This window comes from Pedobacter sp. MR2016-19, from assembly GCF_014947265.1.
Classification (GTDB): Bacteria; Bacteroidota; Bacteroidia; order Sphingobacteriales; family Sphingobacteriaceae; genus Pedobacter.
Genome location: NZ_JADCNK010000011.1, coordinates 23015 through 42691 on the forward strand (window position 1 = coordinate 23015; position 19677 = coordinate 42691).

General features: G+C 36.3%; 19 protein-coding genes. All 19 read left to right on the top strand.

Going from position 1 to position 19677, the window contains the following annotated elements:
* Positions 1–5 precede the first annotated feature (5 nt).
* The 19 genes from IM793_RS15065 (at position 6) to IM793_RS15155 (ending at position 19099) form a co-directional block, all read left to right on the top strand.
* Entirely contained in the window at positions 6–2522 is a 2517-nt protein-coding gene (locus IM793_RS15065; protein ID WP_193422714.1) for an ATP-dependent Clp protease ATP-binding subunit, read from the top strand.
* Positions 2523–2578: 56 nt separating this feature from the next.
* Entirely contained in the window at positions 2579–3025 is a 447-nt protein-coding gene (locus IM793_RS15070) for a hypothetical protein (RefSeq protein WP_193422716.1), read from the top strand.
* An 18-nt stretch (positions 3026–3043) separates the two neighbouring features.
* Positions 3044–4432: a DUF5458 family protein gene (locus IM793_RS15075; protein WP_132399639.1), complete on the top strand. Its 1389-nt coding sequence runs from the start codon at positions 3044–3046 to the stop codon at positions 4430–4432.
* Positions 4433–4555: 123 nt separating this feature from the next.
* On the top strand, positions 4556–5128 hold the full coding sequence (locus IM793_RS15080) for an NAD(P)H-dependent oxidoreductase (protein WP_193422717.1): 573 nt from the start codon (positions 4556–4558) through the stop codon (positions 5126–5128).
* 344 nt (positions 5129–5472) lie between these two features.
* Entirely contained in the window at positions 5473–5868 is a 396-nt protein-coding gene (tssD, locus tag IM793_RS15085) for a type VI secretion system tube protein TssD (protein WP_121284536.1), read from the top strand.
* A 110-nt stretch (positions 5869–5978) separates the two neighbouring features.
* A complete protein-coding gene (tssD, locus tag IM793_RS15090; RefSeq protein ID WP_025141860.1) occupies positions 5979–6374 on the top strand; it encodes a type VI secretion system tube protein TssD in 396 nt (131 codons plus the stop codon).
* 333 nt (positions 6375–6707) lie between these two features.
* A complete protein-coding gene (locus IM793_RS15095) occupies positions 6708–8573 on the top strand; it encodes a type VI secretion system Vgr family protein (protein ID WP_193422719.1) in 1866 nt (621 codons plus the stop codon).
* Position 8574: 1 nt separating this feature from the next.
* On the top strand, positions 8575–8739 hold the full coding sequence (locus IM793_RS15100; RefSeq protein WP_193422721.1) for a hypothetical protein: 165 nt from the start codon (positions 8575–8577) through the stop codon (positions 8737–8739).
* A 7-nt stretch (positions 8740–8746) separates the two neighbouring features.
* Positions 8747–10315 (top strand): hypothetical protein, encoded by a 1569-nt coding sequence (locus IM793_RS15105; RefSeq protein ID WP_193422723.1) that lies wholly within the window; start codon positions 8747–8749, stop codon positions 10313–10315.
* Between the two features lie 2 nt (positions 10316–10317).
* Positions 10318–10656 carry a hypothetical protein gene (locus tag IM793_RS15110; RefSeq protein WP_193422725.1) on the top strand — a complete coding sequence of 113 codons (339 nt, stop codon included), beginning with the start codon at positions 10318–10320 and terminating at the stop codon, positions 10654–10656.
* 17 nt (positions 10657–10673) lie between these two features.
* Positions 10674–11630: a hypothetical protein gene (locus IM793_RS15115; protein WP_193422727.1), complete on the top strand. Its 957-nt coding sequence runs from the start codon at positions 10674–10676 to the stop codon at positions 11628–11630.
* A gap of 3 nt (positions 11631–11633) precedes the next feature.
* A complete protein-coding gene (locus IM793_RS15120) occupies positions 11634–12113 on the top strand; it encodes a DUF4280 domain-containing protein (RefSeq protein ID WP_193422729.1) in 480 nt (159 codons plus the stop codon).
* 3 nt (positions 12114–12116) lie between these two features.
* Positions 12117–14807, top strand: a complete 2691-nt coding sequence (locus IM793_RS15125) for an OmpA family protein (RefSeq protein ID WP_193422732.1) — start codon at positions 12117–12119, stop codon at positions 14805–14807.
* Between the two features lie 2 nt (positions 14808–14809).
* Positions 14810–15895, top strand: a complete 1086-nt coding sequence (locus tag IM793_RS15130) for a hypothetical protein (protein ID WP_193422734.1) — start codon at positions 14810–14812, stop codon at positions 15893–15895.
* A 52-nt stretch (positions 15896–15947) separates the two neighbouring features.
* A complete protein-coding gene (locus IM793_RS15135; protein ID WP_193422736.1) occupies positions 15948–16307 on the top strand; it encodes a hypothetical protein in 360 nt (119 codons plus the stop codon).
* 71 nt (positions 16308–16378) lie between these two features.
* On the top strand, positions 16379–17023 hold the full coding sequence (locus IM793_RS15140; protein WP_193422738.1) for a hypothetical protein: 645 nt from the start codon (positions 16379–16381) through the stop codon (positions 17021–17023).
* Positions 17024–17093: 70 nt separating this feature from the next.
* Complete coding sequence (locus IM793_RS15145) at positions 17094–17816, top strand: hypothetical protein (RefSeq protein WP_193422740.1); 723 nt, start codon at positions 17094–17096, stop codon at positions 17814–17816.
* Between the two features lie 37 nt (positions 17817–17853).
* Positions 17854–18198 (top strand): hypothetical protein, encoded by a 345-nt coding sequence (locus IM793_RS15150; protein ID WP_193422742.1) that lies wholly within the window; start codon positions 17854–17856, stop codon positions 18196–18198.
* 211 nt (positions 18199–18409) lie between these two features.
* Positions 18410–19099 (top strand): hypothetical protein, encoded by a 690-nt coding sequence (locus IM793_RS15155; protein WP_193422744.1) that lies wholly within the window; start codon positions 18410–18412, stop codon positions 19097–19099.
* The last annotated feature ends 578 nt before the right edge of the window (positions 19100–19677 follow it).

Here is a 19677-nt window from a genome sequence, read left to right on the forward strand (position 1 = left end):
AGGCTATGGCAGTTACAAACTTAAGCGAATCGGTAAAAACAGCATTGCACATTGCACAGTCGCTGGCAAAAGAATACAGAAACGAAGTATTTTCTGCGGCTCATTTGCTCAAAGGATTAATGCATAAAGATGTTGGATTAAGATCATTTATTACTTCCATTGGGAAGGATGAGGAATACATAAGCGAGTGGGCTGAAGTTCGGATTGATGAGCAGGCGAAATCAGCAGGTCTTAGCGATATAGTTAACGGTGCGCCAGAAATTGCAGTAATTTTCGAAGAATCGGATAATGTACGAATTAAGCTGGGACTTGATTTAATTACACCGGTTTGTGTGTTAACCGCACTTGCAAAACCCGGTATCGGTTTTCAGCCCGATCAGTTAAAATCTTTTCCGATCAAGGAACGCGAAATTTTGGATCTCTATGTAAATGATGAAGAAATTTCGAGGGTAGTTTCGCCAGATAAAACAACCGCTGGTGCTGAAAATAAAAGTACAGGCAATGCGCTGTATAAATATTGCATAGATCGCTTACAACTGGTTCGGGATGGTAAAACTGACCCCATTATTGGCCGCGATAAAGAAACACGGCAAATGATGGAAATTCTTTGCCGCAGAACTAAGCCAAATGTAATTCTTACCGGCGATGCCGGCGTGGGTAAAACAGCTTTGGTAGATGGCTTTGCTATTGATATTGTAAATCAGAACGTTCCTGAAAGTTTAAAGCCAGTTCAGCTTTTCGAATTGGATTTAGGTTCGTTAATCGCGGGTGCATCTTACAAAGGAGAAATCGAAGACCGTTTAAAAAACATCATTAAAGAAATAAAACAGTTTGAAAAAGCAGTACTCTTTATTGATGAAATCCATACTTTATTAGATAGCAAAGGCCCATTAGGTGCTGGTATTGGCAATTTATTGAAACCAGAACTCGCACGTGGCGAAATAACGGTAATTGGTGCCACAACTATTGATGAATACCGTAAGATTATTGAGCCGGAACAGGCTTTTAGCAGGCGTTTTGAAGTGCTTCAGGTAAATGAGCCAAATGAAGAGAGCACCATTAAAATGTTGCAGAAACTGGCTGTAAAATACGAAGAACACCATACTTTAAGCATTGAGCCCGATGCTTTGGGCGAATGTGTACGCCTGGCCAAACGTTATATGAAAGATAGAAGGCTCCCTGACTCAGCTTTTGATCTGTTAGACAGGACTATGGCGGCGATGAAAATGATGAATGATACCTCTGATCAGGTAATTGATAGTTTGGAAACAGAGCTGGAAACACTGAATGCAAACCAGGAACAATCAGAAGCTGATCAATTTGCAGATTATAAATGGCTTTTTTCATTACTTCAGAATAAATTAAGTCCGGTTTTATTAGGAAGGTTAACCGATGAGACACAGACCGATGCTTTCGAAACCGCAGATGAATACCAGGGTTATATCGATAGTAGCCTTCAGGAATTAAAAAAATATGCTGCAGAAAAAAGCGACCGTATATCCAAACAGGATATTGCTTCTATAGTGGCCTATAAAACAGGCATCCCAATGGGTAAATTGCAGGCCGGCGAAAAGGAAAAACTGCTCAATATGGAGCAATACCTTAAAAAGCGTGTGGTAGGACAGGACCAGGCTTTAAAAGCTGTTTCTGACGCCATATTGGAATCGCGTAGCGGACTAAATAAAAAAGGGCAGCCCATCGGATCGTTCTTTTTATTAGGGCCAACCGGAACGGGAAAAACCGAATTGGCTAAATCAATTGCCGAATTCCTGTTTAACGATGAAAAGGCGATGATCAGGTTTGATATGTCCGAATTTAAAGAAGAGCATAGTGCCGCCTTGCTTTACGGGGCTCCTCCGGGATATGTAGGTTACGAAGAAGGTGGCTTATTGGTAAATAAAATCAGACAGCAGCCATACTCTGTACTATTGTTTGATGAAATTGAAAAAGCACACCCTTCTGTTTTCGACACCTTTCTGCAAATTTTAGATGAAGGCCACATGCACGACCGCTTGGGTAAGGAAGGTGATTTTAGCAATTCCTTAATACTTTTCACCTCGAACATTGGTAGCGAATGGATTGCCGAACAGATTGGAAAAGGTGTTATTCCTGCTTCGAACCAATTGATGGAGGTAATGGCCGGACATTTTCGCCCTGAGTTTTTAGCTCGTATTTCTGAAATTGTTCCATTTGCACCGATTAACGAAAGCAATGTGGTACGCATTTTTGAAATTCAGCTGAGCAGTTTAGTGCAATCGCTGAACAAATTGGGTATCGAATTTGAAATAGCAGATGATGCCAAGAAAATGATCGCCTTAGATGGTTTTACACCAAAATATGGTGCAAGGCAGTTATCGGCTGTTATCCGGAATCTTTTACGTCGCCCCATTTCCAAATACATCATTTCGGGCGAGCTGAAAAAAGGATCGAAGATTGTAGTAAGCAAGCATCCTGAAGAAGATAAACTCCAATGGGATATTATTCAGCCAGAAGTCGTTACATTAGAACAAAAATTGAGTTAAAACGTTAACTATTATATTATTAAAACAAATTAATTGTAAACCTAAATCTACATACTATGTTTAATTATGAAATTGGTGGAAACGAGCGGAAAATTGACACCTCAGAAGCTTTCGCAGAAATTGCCCACAACAAAACACTTTTTGTACAAAAACTTACAGATAACGATCCGATAAAACCTGAAAAAGTTGAAGGATTAAAAACGGTAAAGGATGTATTCCAACATTATAAACCAAATGTAAAGGTTGCTTTCGAAAAGCAGGATGGATCTACCGTTGGCGAAACCCTAAACTTTAACGATCTGGGCGATTTTGGTGTGAAAAACATCATCAACCAAAGTAACTACCTCACCAACGTGAATATTGAGAAAGAAATGTCGCTTAATGTAATCAAACAATTAAAATCGAACAAAACCTTAAAGGCTACACTTGATGATGAAGAAACTAAATCGGCCTTCATCAATGCATTAAAGAACTTTGTTGATGAATTGGAGCAGAATAAATAATCTTAACGCTGAAAAAACATGTCAAACCCTCAAGAATTAAAAGCAGACCAAAATACGTCCGAAGCAGGTTTTAAACCGGCAGAGAGCAAAACAATAGAAAAAACATCACTAAAGGATAACTTAGAAAAACTGGCCAGGGTTGGCGGTTTTGATTTGTTAGAAGCGACAGTTGATGGCCTTCAGAATTTAAATCCTGAAAGAAAAGCCCGGAAACAGATTTTTTTAACCGGCGATGAAAAGAAGAAAGAACGTGAAGAACTGAAAAAGAAAATCCAGCTTTGGATAGATGTGCTTGAGTCTTCTACCTCTGTGGCTGATATGGTTGAAAAAAGTACAGAAAAACTTAATGCTGCAGAAGAAAACTTAAATAAAAATATTGGCACAGCGTTGGAAAGCACCAGAGAACTGGAGCAGGCTTACCGTTCGGTGCATTTGTTCTATAAAAATACAGAATCTGACAAACTTAAAAACGTAGTGCTTTTAAATGCATCGATGGATCAGATCAAAGATCTTGATAATCCTCGTTTTATAGATTATGTAGATGATGAGTTAAAGCAGAATTACGACCGTTTGGATCTCCGTAATAACTATTCGTTAATGGTGGTGCCGGGTTACATGGGTTCTAATAAAGTGGTAGAAAGATGGGGTAAAATTGCGCACAACAATAAAGCGATGTTGGTAACCGATTTTGCAGATCTTGATCAGCCTGATGACGTACTTGATTTATTTACAGCAGCTAACTTTACAGGAGCTGACGCCTTTAGATCGAATGTAATTATGACCTGTAACTGGCTTGTTGGCCGTGGTAAGGTTGCCGAAGTGGGTGAGGAGGATGATTTAACTGTACCTGGATCAGCTGCACTTGCAGGTAAAATGTACTATACCTTAATGTCGCAGGTTACTGCAGGTAAAAAACATGGTGCCATAAATGAAGTAGATGGCGTAAAATTTGATTTAAAGAAAAGTGAAATCTCTCACCTGGAGAGAGTAGGCTTGGTACCAATGGTTAATGAATATGGTAAAGTAATGGCTTTTTCTGCCAAAACCTTATTTAATGGCGATAACATCGGTTTACAGACTTATTCCGTTGTACGTGTATTCGATTACATTACCAAAGTATTATTCGATTTCCTGAACAGAAGGGCATTCGAAAACTGGACTTCTAAAACAGAACAGGATTTACGTGGTCAGATTGTGAAATTCTTAGATGGTATTCAGGGTGCTGACCGTTTGATCGAAAGATTTAAGATCATGCGTTTCGAAAGAGATGAACAACAAAAAGACAGAATCCACCTGGATATACACATTACGCCATATTTTCCGGCCAAAAGTTTTGTAGTAAAACTGGATGGACATAAAGGTGAAGATGAAAGTACCACATGGAGTTCAGAGTATAATCAGCAATAGTTTTTGATAGCTGAAAATAAAAACCCAACCATAGCGTTGGGTTTTTTTATGGGTTATGCATAACACTTAACAAATTCTTTATAATTTTGTAATGCATCGGCCTGATCAGATTAATCAAAAAAAATGAAGCAAGTACTTATTCTGAATGGGGATATTGAAAAAAACGCATCTACAAATTTCCTGATTAACGCCTATAAGCAAGGTGCAGAAAGTGTTGGAGCTACCGTAAGGGAGTTGGCCATTATCGATCTGATATTTAATTCGAACAAGCTGTTTAATAACAGACAGATTGCCGAGTTAGAACCCGATTTGCAGAAAGCCTTAACGGCGATTAGGCAAAGTAATCATATTGTGCTTTTTTGTCCGGTATACGTAGATCATATTCCCGCAAAAATTAAAGGCTTTTTTGATCGTTTATTTATGCCCGATCAGATTTTTACTGCTCAGCAGCAAAATGTAAATAATAACTTTAGCGGCCGTTCAGGAAGAATTGTATCTATTTTAGATGAGGCAACCTTTAAAGAATGGAAAGCAAATAAAAAAACAACTTATCTTTCCATCAAAAAAAATGTCTTTGAAAAATGCAGAATGAGTCCTGTACTCACCAATACGATTGGCGAATTGCATTCGCTTGAAAATCATTACAGTCAAAAATGGCTGGCCAAGATGGAAAAATTTGGATCACAGTTGATTTAAAGGCAAAATGGTCTGTGACCTCGCAGACCATCTTAATGATTTGGTATTCAGCTTGTCCTAAAACGCTACACTTTGTGTATAATCGCTACAGTTTTATTGTACACTCTGGATTAATAATGTGTTTGTAACATTAAAGATAGGTTCGGATTTTTCCACATCTTTTCCACTAAAAACACAATCTATAACTGCGTTTTTAGGCGATAAACATAAATTTTCTGTTTTTTACCATTTGTTTACCGCTTATTAATGAGCATTATATCCCAGTTTTGGCCTGATATTTGGTTGAATGAATACAGTAGCAGAGGCTACAATAATCAATTTTTTAACCTTTAAATTTTAAAACTATGGCTTTCAAAGCTAGATTAAATTTTGCGGGCAAGGAGTACGATGTGCTTCACTGTGCCTATGCGTTAAACCGCGATGTAGATGCTAAAGGAAGACCTTCTTCCGGAGTTTACGGCGGTACCATCGATATTGAGATCGAATCAACCGAAGACACCTCAATAATCGAGGCGATGGTAAACAACCAGTACAAACCTATTACAGGAACCCTTCTGATCAAGAAAACAGAGGAAGATGCCAAAATGAAAGAAGTTAACTTCGAAGACGGTTACATTGTTAAATATTCCGAAGGGATAAACATTGTTGGCGATCACGCGATGACGCTTAAGTTCCAGATTTCAGCAAGAAAGCTTAAATTAGGCAGCGCCGAGCATGTTAACGATTGGCCAAAAGCCTAGTCTAAGGTTGAGGGTAGAAAGGTTGAGGGTATAAGGTTTAAAACGCCATGCTCTCCACGCCAACCGCTCAACGCAATTCATTCATTTAAAAACATTTAAATTTTACTACAATGGCATTCAAAACCCGTTTAAACTTAGGATCAAAAGAATTTGATGTACTACAGTGCAGCTTTTCATTAAATAGAGATGTTGACGCCAAAGGCCGTCCATCGTCAGGTGTTTATGGTGGTACCATCCACATCGAAATCGAATCAACTGAAGATACTTCAGTGATCGAATCAATGGTTAATAACCAATATAAGCCGCTTTCTGGAACATTGGTTTTCAAAAAAGGCGAAGAAGATGCAAAAATGAAAGAATTGTCTTTCGAAGACGGTTACATCATTCAATATAATGAAGGTATTGCGGTAAACGACAATACACCGATGACATTAAGTTTCGTAGTATCTGCCCGTAAACTAAAACTGGGTAACGCAGAACACGAAAATGATTGGCCTAAAGCTTAGTCATCAGACATAATTAAACTGAAGCGACTGGTTTACACCGGTCGCTTTTAGTTCAATCCTATTTTTTATCTACCTAATATCTAAAATTAATACTTTTCAGTCCTGCGGTAATTTCCACATGACATCTCAATTAAAGCTCAATTATGTCTAACCAACGCAAATATTTTGTAGTAAAAAACAATTACCACCCAGGTAAAATGTTTGGTTCGGCAGCCACTCACAAAACTTATCTGAACATGCCTTACATAAAATGGAATCATTTCTGGATATGCATTAAAAAAATCAACAACTGGATTTAGTTTAGGGTATTTTTTGTGATCAAGATTAATTAATATGGAAAAGAAACTCATTGCAGAAATCAATATAGAGGATAAGGAAATTACCCACTTTGCTTCCTTCAGCCTCACACAGGCTTTTAACGAACACCATTATTTTGAGCTGCGTTTTAACCATGATCAAATGGGTGCTCCGGGTTTGATCAGTTTGGACGATAGCCGGGATTTTGTGGGTAAAACCTTAACCGCATCATTTGGTCATTCTCCGGAAGGCATGCAAAACTTTGTCGGCCTGATTTCTAAAGTCGAATTATCACAAAATCATGGTTATCACGGCATTGTAATCGTAAGCGGTTATAGTCCGACAATTTTAATTGATCGCGGACCAGATCTAGGTTCATATTTGGATAAAGACCTGAATGAGATCGTAAAATTAGCAACAAAGGATACACCGGCCAACGATTTAAAAGTAGTCGCCAATGCGGCAAGAACCACACCGATCGATTACATCATTCAATATAGAGAAAGTGATTTTGCCTTTTTAAACCGGCTTTCGGCCGAATACCACGAATGGTTTTTCTATGATGGTAAACAGCTTAATTTTGGCAAGCCCGATACACAAAAAGAAATCGGTTTATTTTACGGAAGAGATGTTCAGGAAATGCAATATGCAATGGAAATCGCTCCGATTAAAAATAAACGCTTTTCCTACAATCCAAAACAAAATGAGATGTTGCTGAGTGAGAGCACAGGCAAAGTAGATGGTACTCCTGATTTATCACATGCCATTAAAGCTTCCAACCTCACTTTCAGTAAAACCTTCAACCAGCCCTCCTTAATACGTGTAGATAATAACGGCGATATTAAAAGCCTGGTCGAAAACGAAGAAAAGGCCAATACCAGCGAGCTATTAAAAGTGACCGCAAGAGGGGATAATGCCGGTTTGAGCATAGGCAGTATTGCCGAAATTACGATGAGTTTAAGAAAAGAACTTTCTTTTTCGACAGAAAGCCTGGGTAAATTCCTCATTACAAGCATTAAACACCATATTGATGAGAACGGTAAATACCACAATAATTTTGAAGGAAAAGTAGCTACTACCGAGCGCATTCTGGTAAAAAACTTCCAAAAGCCTCAACCTGATATGCAACTGGCAGATGTGATCGATAACAACGATCCACAGGGCCAGGGCCGCATTAAAGTGAAATTTAAATGGGAATGTTTAACAAACGATGTGACCGAGTGGCTGCGAGTGGTTACGCCAAGTGCAGGTGTAGGCGACAGGGGCAATAACCGTGGTTATTTTGCCATCCCAGAGATTGATGATCAGGTAATGATTGCTTTTGAAGAAGGAAATGTGGCCCGCCCCGTAGTAATGGGAAGTGTTTACCATAGTGCCAGCGTTGATAGCAGCCCTTTAATTAAAAACCACTTGAAGAGTATCATTACCAGAAGCGGGCATTTGGTGGAGTTTGATGATGATGCAAACAGTCAGGGGATAAAAATCACGGATATCCATAATAATATTATTCATATTGATACCAAAGGCAATAATATTACCATTACGGCACTAGAGAACATGACCCTAAACTGCAAGAACATGCAGATTAATGTACAGGAAAATATGGATGTGAGTGTAGGTAAGAATATTGCAGAAAGCGCAGGCGAAAACATTACATCAAGTGCCAACCAGGATATTATACAAACTGCCGGTAAGGATATCAACATCAGCGCTACCGGCGATATGCGCGAAACAGCAAACAACAAGAATGAGCTGATAGAGAAAACATATACCAGGAGTGCACAGGATTCTACGCAGTATGCAGAAAAGGTCACCATTTTTAGCACCAAGGAAAATATGCTGTTGGAGAGTTCCGAAAAAACGGTAGAGATTAACAGTGCTGAAAAATCAAATCTCTTTTAACATGGCCATTAAGAAAACCGCTAGAAATTTATTTATTACCATCTCGGATAAATATGTTTCAACATCGCAAACGCATATGGAAAGTGCCGAAAAGGTGGAAATTGTTGCCTTAGGCGAAAATTTGATTTTAGCATCTAACAAAAAAATAAATATCACCGGTAAATAAGCAGGCTATGACGAATGTAATGTTTAAGAAGCCGAGGTTTGTAGTACCTGAGGCCACAAAAGATAAAACTATCGTTGATATTGTAATGTTTGTTGCTGGCACTACCGATCCAATAAATACACAGGGATTAAAACACCAAGCAAATACGCAGTATTGGCAGGCAAGCAAGGAAAATTTTTGGAATAAGATCAAAGAATTAAAACCGCAGTACCTTAATCTTCATATCGAAGGTAACTTTTTTAGCTGGTCTGGCGATAACGATACTTTGGAAAGAAACAAAGCAGCAGATCGTTTGCTCGATTTATTTGTGAGGGTTTATTCAGGCTTTAAAAGGAAAGAAGTGCATCTTCACTTAATTGGTCACTCTCATGGAGGGAATGTAATTAACCAGTTCACCAACCTTATTGCAACAGATAAGCGCTTTCCAGAAACCTGGAAAATAAAAAGCATTACTTATCTCTCTACTCCCTTTTTTAAAAAGAAACATCAGTTAAACCATTCCAAAATACGCAAAGACTGTAAAATCATTAACGTACACAACGAGTACGATTTAACACAGAGACTCGTAGCCGATTTTAGTCTGGTAAATCTTGAGGTGTTTTTGAAGAATTTTAACATGGCTAATTTTAAAAAAGGCCTAAAAATACTAGAAGAGGTAGATACCGGTGCGCTTAAAGCTAACTTGCTCGATTTATGGATGTCAAAAGAAGAAGGCGAGATTATATGGCGTGAAATGACCAAGGTATTTAAAGGTGCAAATGTATTAACGCAGGAATTTATTAAATATATCCAGGGGATCAATGTTAATAAGCCAACTTTAGACAAAGAAAGGGATGGTTTTGTTGCGATACTTAAAAGATTTTTGCAATGGACTTTCGATGTGTACAGCAATTACAATAATGCGAATACGGGTTACAGTAAAGCTAAATTTGTTGGCAATTTGAGGTTAGCCCAGGGAGTTGCAGTTTTAAACCAGCTGTTCGATATCAAAAGCAGTGAAAAGGATAGTTATATTTTGCACTTGTTGGCAAGGGTATTTGCTGAAAATACTGGCTTAACAGATAGCATCGAAATTAACGCATGGACCCCTGCCGATCAGGCAGCTGGATTAAGTATTCAGGATATTAATATTACTACTCATGATCCTTATCACAGTCGTGGCAAAAAAGTGATATGCGAAGGTTTTATTACAGGCACAGTGGGTGCACTACAAAAAAACAATCTGGAAGAGGTATTAATGCGCCTGTTCAGCCAGTTTATAGACCCAATTACCTTGTTATTGATTACTATGGTAATCGACAAACTGGTAGAGCCTGCGGTTTTTGGTAGCCTTGATACTGAAATTACCAAACTGAGGAAAGATTTACAGATATACTCCAAATTGGTAACAAAATATCATGCAAAACTGGTTGCTGACAAGGATAAACAACTCGATCTAATGTCCAGACCTGGTACGGTACCATATTTAGCTATGGTATCACACAGTTTAAGTCATACAAAATTTTGGCCACAGGTAGAACAGGGATTGAGAGGTGCCTTCAGTTCAGGAAAGAATCCTGGATACAAAAAGAAATAACTATGAAAAATATACCCCGGCTATTGATTCAGTTTTTGATTGTTCTTTTATTAGCTACTGCAATAGTTACACTATATTTTATATATAGTTTTGGTGCCCTTGCAGATAAGATTACTTTCGCCGCCATCTTGCAGACCATAAAACAATTTGGGTTGGTAATTAGTATTCCAACAGCTATTTTGTTCGTTCTTGCTGATTTTTTGATAAGAAAAATACAAACGGTTTGGGTATTGTATTTAGTACGCTGCATAGTTTTTTTCGGAATCCTATCGATAGTAAGTTTGGTGCTTTCTTTTTACCTGATATCAAACGCACTATTAGATAATCCTTTTGTGAAATAGATAGCACAACCAATAAAATGGACATTTCAAATAAAACAATATATTACTCAGGTGTAAATGCCCTTCGTTTAGAATGGCTGGCAGAACAGTCTGTAAAATATGGCGTTTTAATCACTTTTAACGAGGGCGAAGAAAATAGCAACGAAGTAAAGTACGAAGTTCAGGTAACCCGTTTAAAGCCTGGGACAGAGGGGCAGGCTTTATTTCAGATCGATCGGGTTGGAGATGTATTTGTTAACGAAATCCTCCCCGATCTGGTGGCCGATCGTTTGGCGTATGCCGCCGGAAAGGTATTTTATCCACTTGTAATTACTGTTGATCAAAACGGAGGTTTCCAAACTGTTTACAACTGTACTGAAATCTTAAAAAGATGGCAATCTGTAAAAATTAAAATCCTTAATGATTTTGAAGGCACTTTGGTTGAAAATTATATCGAACGAATGGAAAAATTGCTTAACAATCCAGACAGCATACAGGTTGCATTTTCGAATGATTGGTTTATCCAGACTTTTTTTAAACCGCTTTATAAAGAATATGGACAGCACCGTACAACTGAATCGATATATAAATTTCCGATAGCCAACGGTTTTAATGTAGAGGGCTATATAACAGAAGAAAAATTAAGCGGAAAAACCAATAGTTTTGGAGCTATAGAATTATTGCACAATGGTATCATTAAACCTTTAGAAGACGATTTATATATTGCAAATAGGGCTACAGGCAATTATGAAGGATATTACCTTTTACATCCAAAATACAGAAGAGTCATATCTGTAGTTTCAGATTTTAATTATGGTGCGCCAGTTGTATCAAAAGTGAAGGTGAAAATTACGGTGATTCCAAAAAGTGGAGAAGAATTTGATCAGGACTTTGAACTGGATACCAATGTTAAAGGTTTGCCGGTAACGGAAATAGTGATGATTGATAGGCAAACATCAAGAAAAGGATTTTGGGACCGTTTACTAAATAAGTAACAAATGGCAGAGAAACATATTGTAGTTCAGGGGGCACAGTGCATGTGCAAATTTGGATCGGCACCAGATAAATTAAAGGTGCTTACACATACCAAAGAATATGCGAATGATAAAGATGGAAGCCAGAAATCGATTGCGACCACCAAAGATATTGGTGCAACTTTCGAAAAAAATATGTTCGGTTCCTGCTCAAAAATGAACAATAAACCCTGTAATGCAGTAGTGACTAAATGGTCGGGCTTTTATGAGGATACGATTCTTACAAATGGAGGTAAGATTTTGCTGGAAGACAGCAAAGCCACCTGCCCCATCGGCGATACCGATTGTATCTCAATTGTTCAGCATGGCCAAAAAGCAGAGGCTTCAAAACAAAACTTTGATAATGCAAATAAAGACGTACAAGCACAGCTCAACCCCATGTCAGAATCTTTAGATGAATCTGCAAATAACTTTAATGGTGTAGAAGCGAGTGTTAAAGCATAACATATGGCAAAGGGAATAAAGAAAATTATTTGGACTGGTGAAGGTAAAGTATATAATGCTAATAAAGGATCAATACCGGGTCAGTTAGTCGTGGTGGCTCCCGATCAGTATGTTTGGTTCAAAATAGGCGAATGGCAGCCCGGTACTACCGACCAGGACAAAAAGAAAGACATAAAATGGGCTGTTTTTAATGAGAGAAATATTATCGATCTCCAAAAAACAATACCCAGCAATTTTAATTACGGGTATAAAATTCCTAAAAAGCTATGTGGCCCATATTTGTGGTACATTGAAGCAACTTGGAGCGGAAATTTTGATAGTAAATCAGGGTTAAAGATCAGGGGCGACTCGCCGGCAAAAATAGTAGACAGCAGGTGGACTCAAAATGAAGGTGGAGCAGATGTACGCAAAACTTACCAGTTTTCTTACGGCGAACTGATATGGCTCAGGCTCTTTACCGAAGGTTTAAATGGCTATGAAAACGTAGAAGTAAGGGTTTTTAGGAAATTGAGGTCTGCTATGGGCTTATGGCCAAAAGATGATGAGGTAACCAGGAAAATTTACAGGGTAAGTGTAATAGATGGCGAAATTAACCTGAAAATCCCAAATACTTATGCCTGGTATCATTCAATGAATGACAGAGCAGATGTTGAAGAATTTTATGTGCGTGTGGTGCATCCGGTAACTGGTAAATATATTGAAGATACAGGTGGCAAGGGTGATACGGCACATGCCCGTTTTTTAAGAATAAAAAATAAACTTAAATCGCGAGTAGTAGAAGCGCCCGAAAACAGAACTCCGGTTACCATCTACCAACCTGATAAAAATGAAGCAAGGTTTGAGCTATGTAAATTCGAACAAATAAATTTAACCGAAGCAGGGGGTAAACCTGTTCTCATTTTTGATAATGGAAAGGGTGTTAAAAATATTTCTGATAAACGCGAAACAACGCTTGAATCTATTTATTTTAAATTCGACAGTACAGAATTGTTACCCGCAAGTCTTAAACAGCTTAATAATATTCTCCAGTTCTTATTGGAGCATAGGCACAGCACCATACAACTTGATGGTTTTGCCTGTGTAATCGGTAAACAGAACCACAATAATGTATTGTCAGAAAACAGGGCAAAAACAGTCAGAGAATTTTTTATTAAAGGAAAGTTAGATCCAAATAGGATTAAAGCCGCTGGCCATGGCGAGGTGAACCCTACCGATGATAAAATGGGCCGTGATAATATCAAATACAAAAATGAATATGATTATACTAACAACAGGCGTGTAGATATTGCATTTGAATATTATGGCCATAATGCACATACAATCATTTATCAGACCATATCAGGTAGTACGTCAAAAAATATTCTAATCCAACCGATTAATTTCGATACTAAGGCATGTTTTGATAGAAAGAAACACGATAAAATGATTACCTTATTAAACCTCAATGAGGAAAAGGCTCATAACGAAGGAAGTATAACCATTCCAGCAATATCTAGTATGGGCAAAACTGGTATAATGCCTATTGACTATATATGGCCTACACACAAGGCTACTTTAAAAGGTATTTATAGCTCTGCCAACGAATATTTGGTACATATTCATTCATGCAGGTATTTTTCGGTTCGAAATAATCCTACAATAAATGTTCAGGTATATCCCGACGTAGAGTGGACCCTTGAGTTTTCGTATAATTTTGTTAATTCAGCTGCCTATACGCATGGTAATTTACCAGAGTATAGCAGAAATAACCCAAAACCTGATGAGGTTAAGGAGATTATACGGGAGAATAGAAAGGCACAATCGAAGGCTGTTTCTTCTGGGATTGAATCCAAAAGAATACAAAATAGCCCTGAAATGCTTACTAATTTTGGACTGAAACTCCAGGCAGAATGGAATGACAAACAATCAAAGGCGGAGGTGGGAGCCGAATTTGGAAAGAAAATCAGAAGAGTGCTCGATGTTTTTATAAAATATAAAGAAATAGCAGATAAAGTAAAAGATACGGTTGGGGGCGCAGTAAAGAAAATTCCAGGAAAACCTCCTTTTATGTTTGAGGTGCAGTCTCCTGCTTTAAATGCAGCAATTAGTTGGAGTTTACAAAAAGGAGAAGGCAAATATGTTGGGAAAATCGCAACTGTTGGGAAATTAAATTTTAAGGGTGACCCTTTAATTGGCGCATCATTTACCATTGATTTATTGGCGGTTGGAAGTAGGATGCATCCACTGGTTGCTGCTATGGTTACTGGAACGGAGCTTGCTTTGAGTGCTTTAAATGGAGGCATTACTTTTGAAGCAAAATTCTATGGGAAACTTAGCTTCGATTTCAATGCGCTTGAAATTAATAGTCTTTCAGGGATAAAAGCAGGCTCTTTAGATCTTGGTGCTGAAATGGGTATAGAGATCACACTCAAAATTAACTTCGCTGTAAAGTACAAATCTTGGTTTATGGAAGTTGAAGTAAAACTTAGGGCGCAAGGCGTTGCCAAAGCATATTTTGCTGCTAAACTTAAAATTGATTCAGATCAGAAAGGGGTTTTTTACACACCCGAATTAGGCTTTTCTGGTTTAATATTTACATTCGAAGCTGAGGTAGTTGTTCAAGGGTTTAAACGTATGTTAAAGTTTAGTAATGATAAAGAGCCCTTCTTAAAGGCTGATGTTCCTGACTTAACAAAACAATATATACTTCCATGATAATGTCAAGAATAACTTTAATTGGCACGGTATCATTAATACTAATGTCATGTCAGCAGCAGTTGCCCGGTAAAACAAAAAAACAATTAAAGCAAACTGAAAATTTTTGGAAACAAAGAAACCGCTTAATTACAATGGAAAAAACAAAGATAGAATTCCCTCAAAAAATAGATACAACATTAACAGAAAGAAGGGTCAATAGAATATATATTGATAACATGGAATGCCAGTTTGAAGTATTTGTAGATGATGTTCTTTTATTAAGGATAATGGGGCCAATTACTCAAAATGGTGGTGGCATTAGCGGTGATCATGATATTAATCAATTGTTATTGACATCAGGAAAACATGAGGTTATGGTTAGAATGTATCCGAAATTTAAGCAAACTGTTTTTGGTGAAGAGGGTTATGTAAATTTAAAATTTTCTCATTTTACAAGAGAAACATTCAAAAAGCCAATTTACTTTAGTGATATGAATGCTCACAATGGGGTCCACATAGACCAATCAGAAAAGCAATGGATAGAGAAATGGGACCAGGAAAATCAAGTAGGTTATGATGGGGATTATGTAGAGAAACAACCCCATAAATTTAAAGGATTTCCAGTTTATGAATGGCATAGTATTTTTAAAGCTGAAGTACCTTTTGATATGGTCGGATGGCGCAATTCTATTAATTTAAGAAAAGAGGAATATGAAGAAAAGAAAGATATAAGAAATGAAGTTTTTGCTGAATATAAAAAGATATATGAATTGATCGAGAAAAGAGATGTTCAAGCATATCTTAATTTAGTAAAAGAGCGAGAAGAATTGGTTACACAAGCTTTGCATTATAGAGAAAACGAGAAAAAAGCTAGGGCGGAAGAATTTGTTAAATTGATACAAGATCCTGATTATGAGATAGAGCCTATGTATGCGGAAACATTTCAGCTAGACTATCAAGGTTATGGGAAATTGGTCTCTTTGGTTAATAAAATCGATGGAGAGGGGATTATCCGACTGAAAAATAATAAAAATCACGATGATTGTGTGTATTTGGATTTTCGTTTTCAAAGAAAGCATAAAGGAGATAAACTAACTGTAATCTAAATTAAAAAAGGGATTACTAATTAAAAAACGAATTAAAAATAAATTTTAACCCATGAGAGGAATAATGTTTTTATTAACCACTGTGTTTTTTTTTAGCTGTAATGCTCAGACTAAGGATGTAGAAAAAAGGATTATAGGCAGTTGGACAAGTGAGATGAAAAATCGTAGTACAGGTAAACCCATAGGAAAGATGTATATAGAATTCACTAAAAATGGTGAATTTATTCAAAAAACAGGAGAAGGAAGTGAACAAGTTGTTTCAAAAATGACTTACAGACTTACTAAAGATAAAATTTATTATAAGGGAAAGGCAACATCTAATGAGGAATTTGATTCTAATTATTCTTTAAAAGGGGATATATTAATTATAGAATCTGGTGGTGAAAAATCTGAATATATAAAAGTTAGATAAATTAAGAATAATACCTGTCTATTTGAAATATTAAGGTGAAAATAAAATTATTGTCATCCGCGTTATTAATCGTGATGTTTACAACTGCCTGTAAAAAAGAGGCCATAGATATTGCGAAGTTAACATTTAACAAACCATTAGATACTGATTTAAATGGTTATGCTTCACGAGTGGAAAACCAGAATGGACATATCGAAGTTTCAGATGGCGGTTTTAAAACAGTTGATAATGGCGAAAAAATTGTTAAATATTCATTCGATGAAAAGGAAAGTGCAAATCTTAAATTCGACGGAGCAGCGATCAATCCTTCATTTGGGGCGGTTATTACCACCTATAACAATCTGTTATCATTTGCTACATTTACCGTTAATACAGAGCAGACTGTAAGCAGCGTACAATATCTCAAGAAAAAATTTGGGAAACCTGATAGTGCCTCAGTAAATAATATCATGGCCGAAACGCTAAGTGCCAAAACCAAGGCAATGCTTAAAGAAAGCTTTCCCGAATATTATAAAGAGTATAAAAATGATTTTAACAGTATGGTTGTTGATTACCCGCAAGTAACAACATGGGTAAAAAATGATGTCCTATATCGGTTAACACTAGATCCGGTAAATAATAGTTTAAACTTTAAACTCGATATTATTACTAAAAAAGCATTTGAAGATGCCGTAATTATGGGGTATCATAAAAATACCGACAATCCTTTCAAATAACTAAGTCAGGCATGATAAAAGAACCCTATTATTTAGTTGACTTTAATGTCTCTCTTACAATTTCGATATATTGATCAATGATGTTCTGGCCTTTTCATATGATAGTGGGGGGAGCATTTACTCAAATTATCCCATAAATCATTTTATACTTAACAGTGGGACGCAGCAGATTAAAGTAAGGTTTAAGCCCTTAGCAGATTCGCAAACGATACATCAGGATGCTGAAGCTATTATTAAAATACAATATCTTGATGCTTCAACAGTGGATCAGGAACAACTTAAAACCGTATACGAGTATAAAATGCAGCGGGTAGAAGATGGTAAATTACCTTTTTTAGAGTCTATTGGTGAGTTTAAGGCAGAAGTGCCTTACCAATTAAAAGGCTGGTCTGATGCCGGTATTATTGATGTTGAAAATGAAGTCGCCATTGAGAGGATACATAACTATTATCATCGAATTTATACACTTTTTAAAAATCAGGATGTTGATGCACTTGCGCTGCTATTAAAAAAAAGGTACGAAGAAACAGATACATCTATGTACCTGGAAGAAGATAATATTGCCGCATTAAATAACATTTTCAAAATGATTGATGCTGAAGGTTATGTGATGCAGGATTTTCCGAATGTGCCCAGGGAAGCGTTTTACGCAAAAAATAGGTTGATAAACTTAATTAGGGAAGATAAATCTCCGATTATTTCTTACCTAAAAAAGGCAGAAAACGAAGAATTTGGTTTTCCTTTTTACATATACCTGCCAAAAGGCAATACTGGGTTCGAAATTATTCTTTAGATGCACAAGGCCAAGAATAAAAATTATGAGAGGAATAATGTTTTTATTAGTTTTTGCCTTTTTGAGTTGTACTTCTAAAACTGCAGATCAGGAAAAGAAACTTATTGGCAAATGGGTAGGCGATTTAATAGATTATAAAATAAAAATCAATTTGGGTAAAATGTATTTAGAATTTACCACAGATGGTAATTTCTTACAAACCTCAGTTAATGGAAAAGAGCACGTTACTTCAAAAATGACCTATAGAATTAATAAAGATAAAATTTTTTATAAGGGGAAAGCTACCGGAAATGAAGAATTCGATTTGAACTATCATTTTAAAGGTGACAACTTAATCTTAACAGCCGATGGCAACAGCGAACCGTATTCAAGAATTAAATAAAGTTAAAGAAATGATATTTGGTAAATAGATAACCTTTTTCGAGTAACAAATATCTTTAGTCTCATAAATCGTAGATGGATACTAAGCGGAGTATAAATATTAAAGATTTTGTGGATTGTTAAATAGCTTTTATCGATATTATACCATTAAATGAAGCTTGATATGGTTAATATCTTTAAAGTAAAAGGATGAAAATGAAGAATTTGATTTCATGATTGCCAAAAGAATTTCAATTGCGCTATTCTTCTACTTCCTTCTTTTTAGGTTCTATGCCATATACTCCCTATTTTCTTCTTTCATTATCCAAGCACCCAACGAAAGCTTAATCAGGAATACAAACGATGGTTATCAACTGACCATTTTCCAGCTTGAATTTTATTTTTTCCTTATCGTTTTATACAGTTTCAGACCATCGCGGTTTAATAAAATCATTATTAAAAGCTACAAAAAAGGAGGAGCTGAAAAGTTATCGAAAAAATTTTTTTTTTGGATCGTTTATATAGGTTTACTACTTGCCGTTTTCGGGATACCATTATTGATTTTCAAAAATGCATTAGGAAATGTACTTGATGTAATTACAAAAGCCAACTATTACATAATTGAAAATACAAGCTTATTGATAATAGCAATTATGTTTTTAGGCCTTAATATGTTGGGCTTTTACTACGACTTTATCAATGCTTTTGATCATGCCAAAACCCAGTTTTTCCGATTTTTATTCGCATTTATGTTAACGGTTCCAGTTTCGGCATTTCTATATTTAATTTCTGTTGTACTTCAGATAAAAGCTGATGCCTTGATAATCATCTGTTTGGCATTTAATCTTTCCTTTCTTTTTCTCAGTATTATGGGCGATTCGAATAAAAATAAATTAAAGGCTGTTAGAATTAATTCTAAGTAATGGATTCTTAAAAGATTGAATCCTAGACCCTTGTTGAGGGATTGCAGATTAATATTTTTCCAGATTTTCCAAATACTGCATAAATAATCTGAATAAGAAAACAGATTTTTAAATTTAAATAAAGTAGAAGATGAATAAGCTAATAAAATTAATTGCAATAGGAATTTACATAAGTTTAGAATGTTGTGCACAGATTTTGCTGAGAAATTAAAAAGGATAATAAAACAGGTCTCAGTACACAGTACTTTTCTCCACTTTATCAATTTTAATTTCTATCTTTTTTTTGTATTGTCTGCTTAGGCATGGAATATGTATTCAGAAACCCAGCTGTTCCATTTCGTTAATAAAAATATAAATGCTACTGTAGGATAAACATATTGTTATTTTTTTTGATTTCCTTCCTTCCAGAAAACTACATCAACATTAAAAATTTAGGCAGGAAGCAATTCAACCTGTTGCAAAAAGTAACAACTTGCCCTAAAATGCTACAATACTTTGCCCTATTGCATGTAGTAAAAATAAGACGGAAATTTATTTTGAAAAAAAATACACTTTTTTTCTTCACAATAATCTGCGTT

Excerpts from the sequence above, each read along its gene's own strand:
- IM793_RS15065 (WP_193422714.1), top strand. The coding sequence starts at position 6 with ATGGCAGTTACAAACTTAAGCGAATCGGTAAAAACAGCATTGCACATT.
- IM793_RS15070 (WP_193422716.1), top strand. The coding sequence starts at position 2,579 with ATGTTTAATTATGAAATTGGTGGAAACGAGCGGAAAATTGACACCTCA.
- IM793_RS15075 (WP_132399639.1), top strand. The coding sequence starts at position 3,044 with ATGTCAAACCCTCAAGAATTAAAAGCAGACCAAAATACGTCCGAAGCA.
- IM793_RS15080 (WP_193422717.1), top strand. The coding sequence starts at position 4,556 with ATGAAGCAAGTACTTATTCTGAATGGGGATATTGAAAAAAACGCATCT.
- tssD (WP_121284536.1), top strand. The coding sequence starts at position 5,473 with ATGGCTTTCAAAGCTAGATTAAATTTTGCGGGCAAGGAGTACGATGTG.
- tssD (WP_025141860.1), top strand. The coding sequence starts at position 5,979 with ATGGCATTCAAAACCCGTTTAAACTTAGGATCAAAAGAATTTGATGTA.
- IM793_RS15095 (WP_193422719.1), top strand. The coding sequence starts at position 6,708 with ATGGAAAAGAAACTCATTGCAGAAATCAATATAGAGGATAAGGAAATT.
- IM793_RS15100 (WP_193422721.1), top strand. The coding sequence starts at position 8,575 with ATGGCCATTAAGAAAACCGCTAGAAATTTATTTATTACCATCTCGGAT.
- IM793_RS15105 (WP_193422723.1), top strand. The coding sequence starts at position 8,747 with ATGACGAATGTAATGTTTAAGAAGCCGAGGTTTGTAGTACCTGAGGCC.
- IM793_RS15110 (WP_193422725.1), top strand. The coding sequence starts at position 10,318 with ATGAAAAATATACCCCGGCTATTGATTCAGTTTTTGATTGTTCTTTTA.
- IM793_RS15115 (WP_193422727.1), top strand. The coding sequence starts at position 10,674 with ATGGACATTTCAAATAAAACAATATATTACTCAGGTGTAAATGCCCTT.
- IM793_RS15120 (WP_193422729.1), top strand. The coding sequence starts at position 11,634 with ATGGCAGAGAAACATATTGTAGTTCAGGGGGCACAGTGCATGTGCAAA.
- IM793_RS15125 (WP_193422732.1), top strand. The coding sequence starts at position 12,117 with ATGGCAAAGGGAATAAAGAAAATTATTTGGACTGGTGAAGGTAAAGTA.
- IM793_RS15130 (WP_193422734.1), top strand. The coding sequence starts at position 14,810 with ATGTCAAGAATAACTTTAATTGGCACGGTATCATTAATACTAATGTCA.
- IM793_RS15135 (WP_193422736.1), top strand. The coding sequence starts at position 15,948 with ATGAGAGGAATAATGTTTTTATTAACCACTGTGTTTTTTTTTAGCTGT.
- IM793_RS15150 (WP_193422742.1), top strand. The coding sequence starts at position 17,854 with ATGTTTTTATTAGTTTTTGCCTTTTTGAGTTGTACTTCTAAAACTGCA.
- IM793_RS15155 (WP_193422744.1), top strand. The coding sequence starts at position 18,410 with ATGATTGCCAAAAGAATTTCAATTGCGCTATTCTTCTACTTCCTTCTT.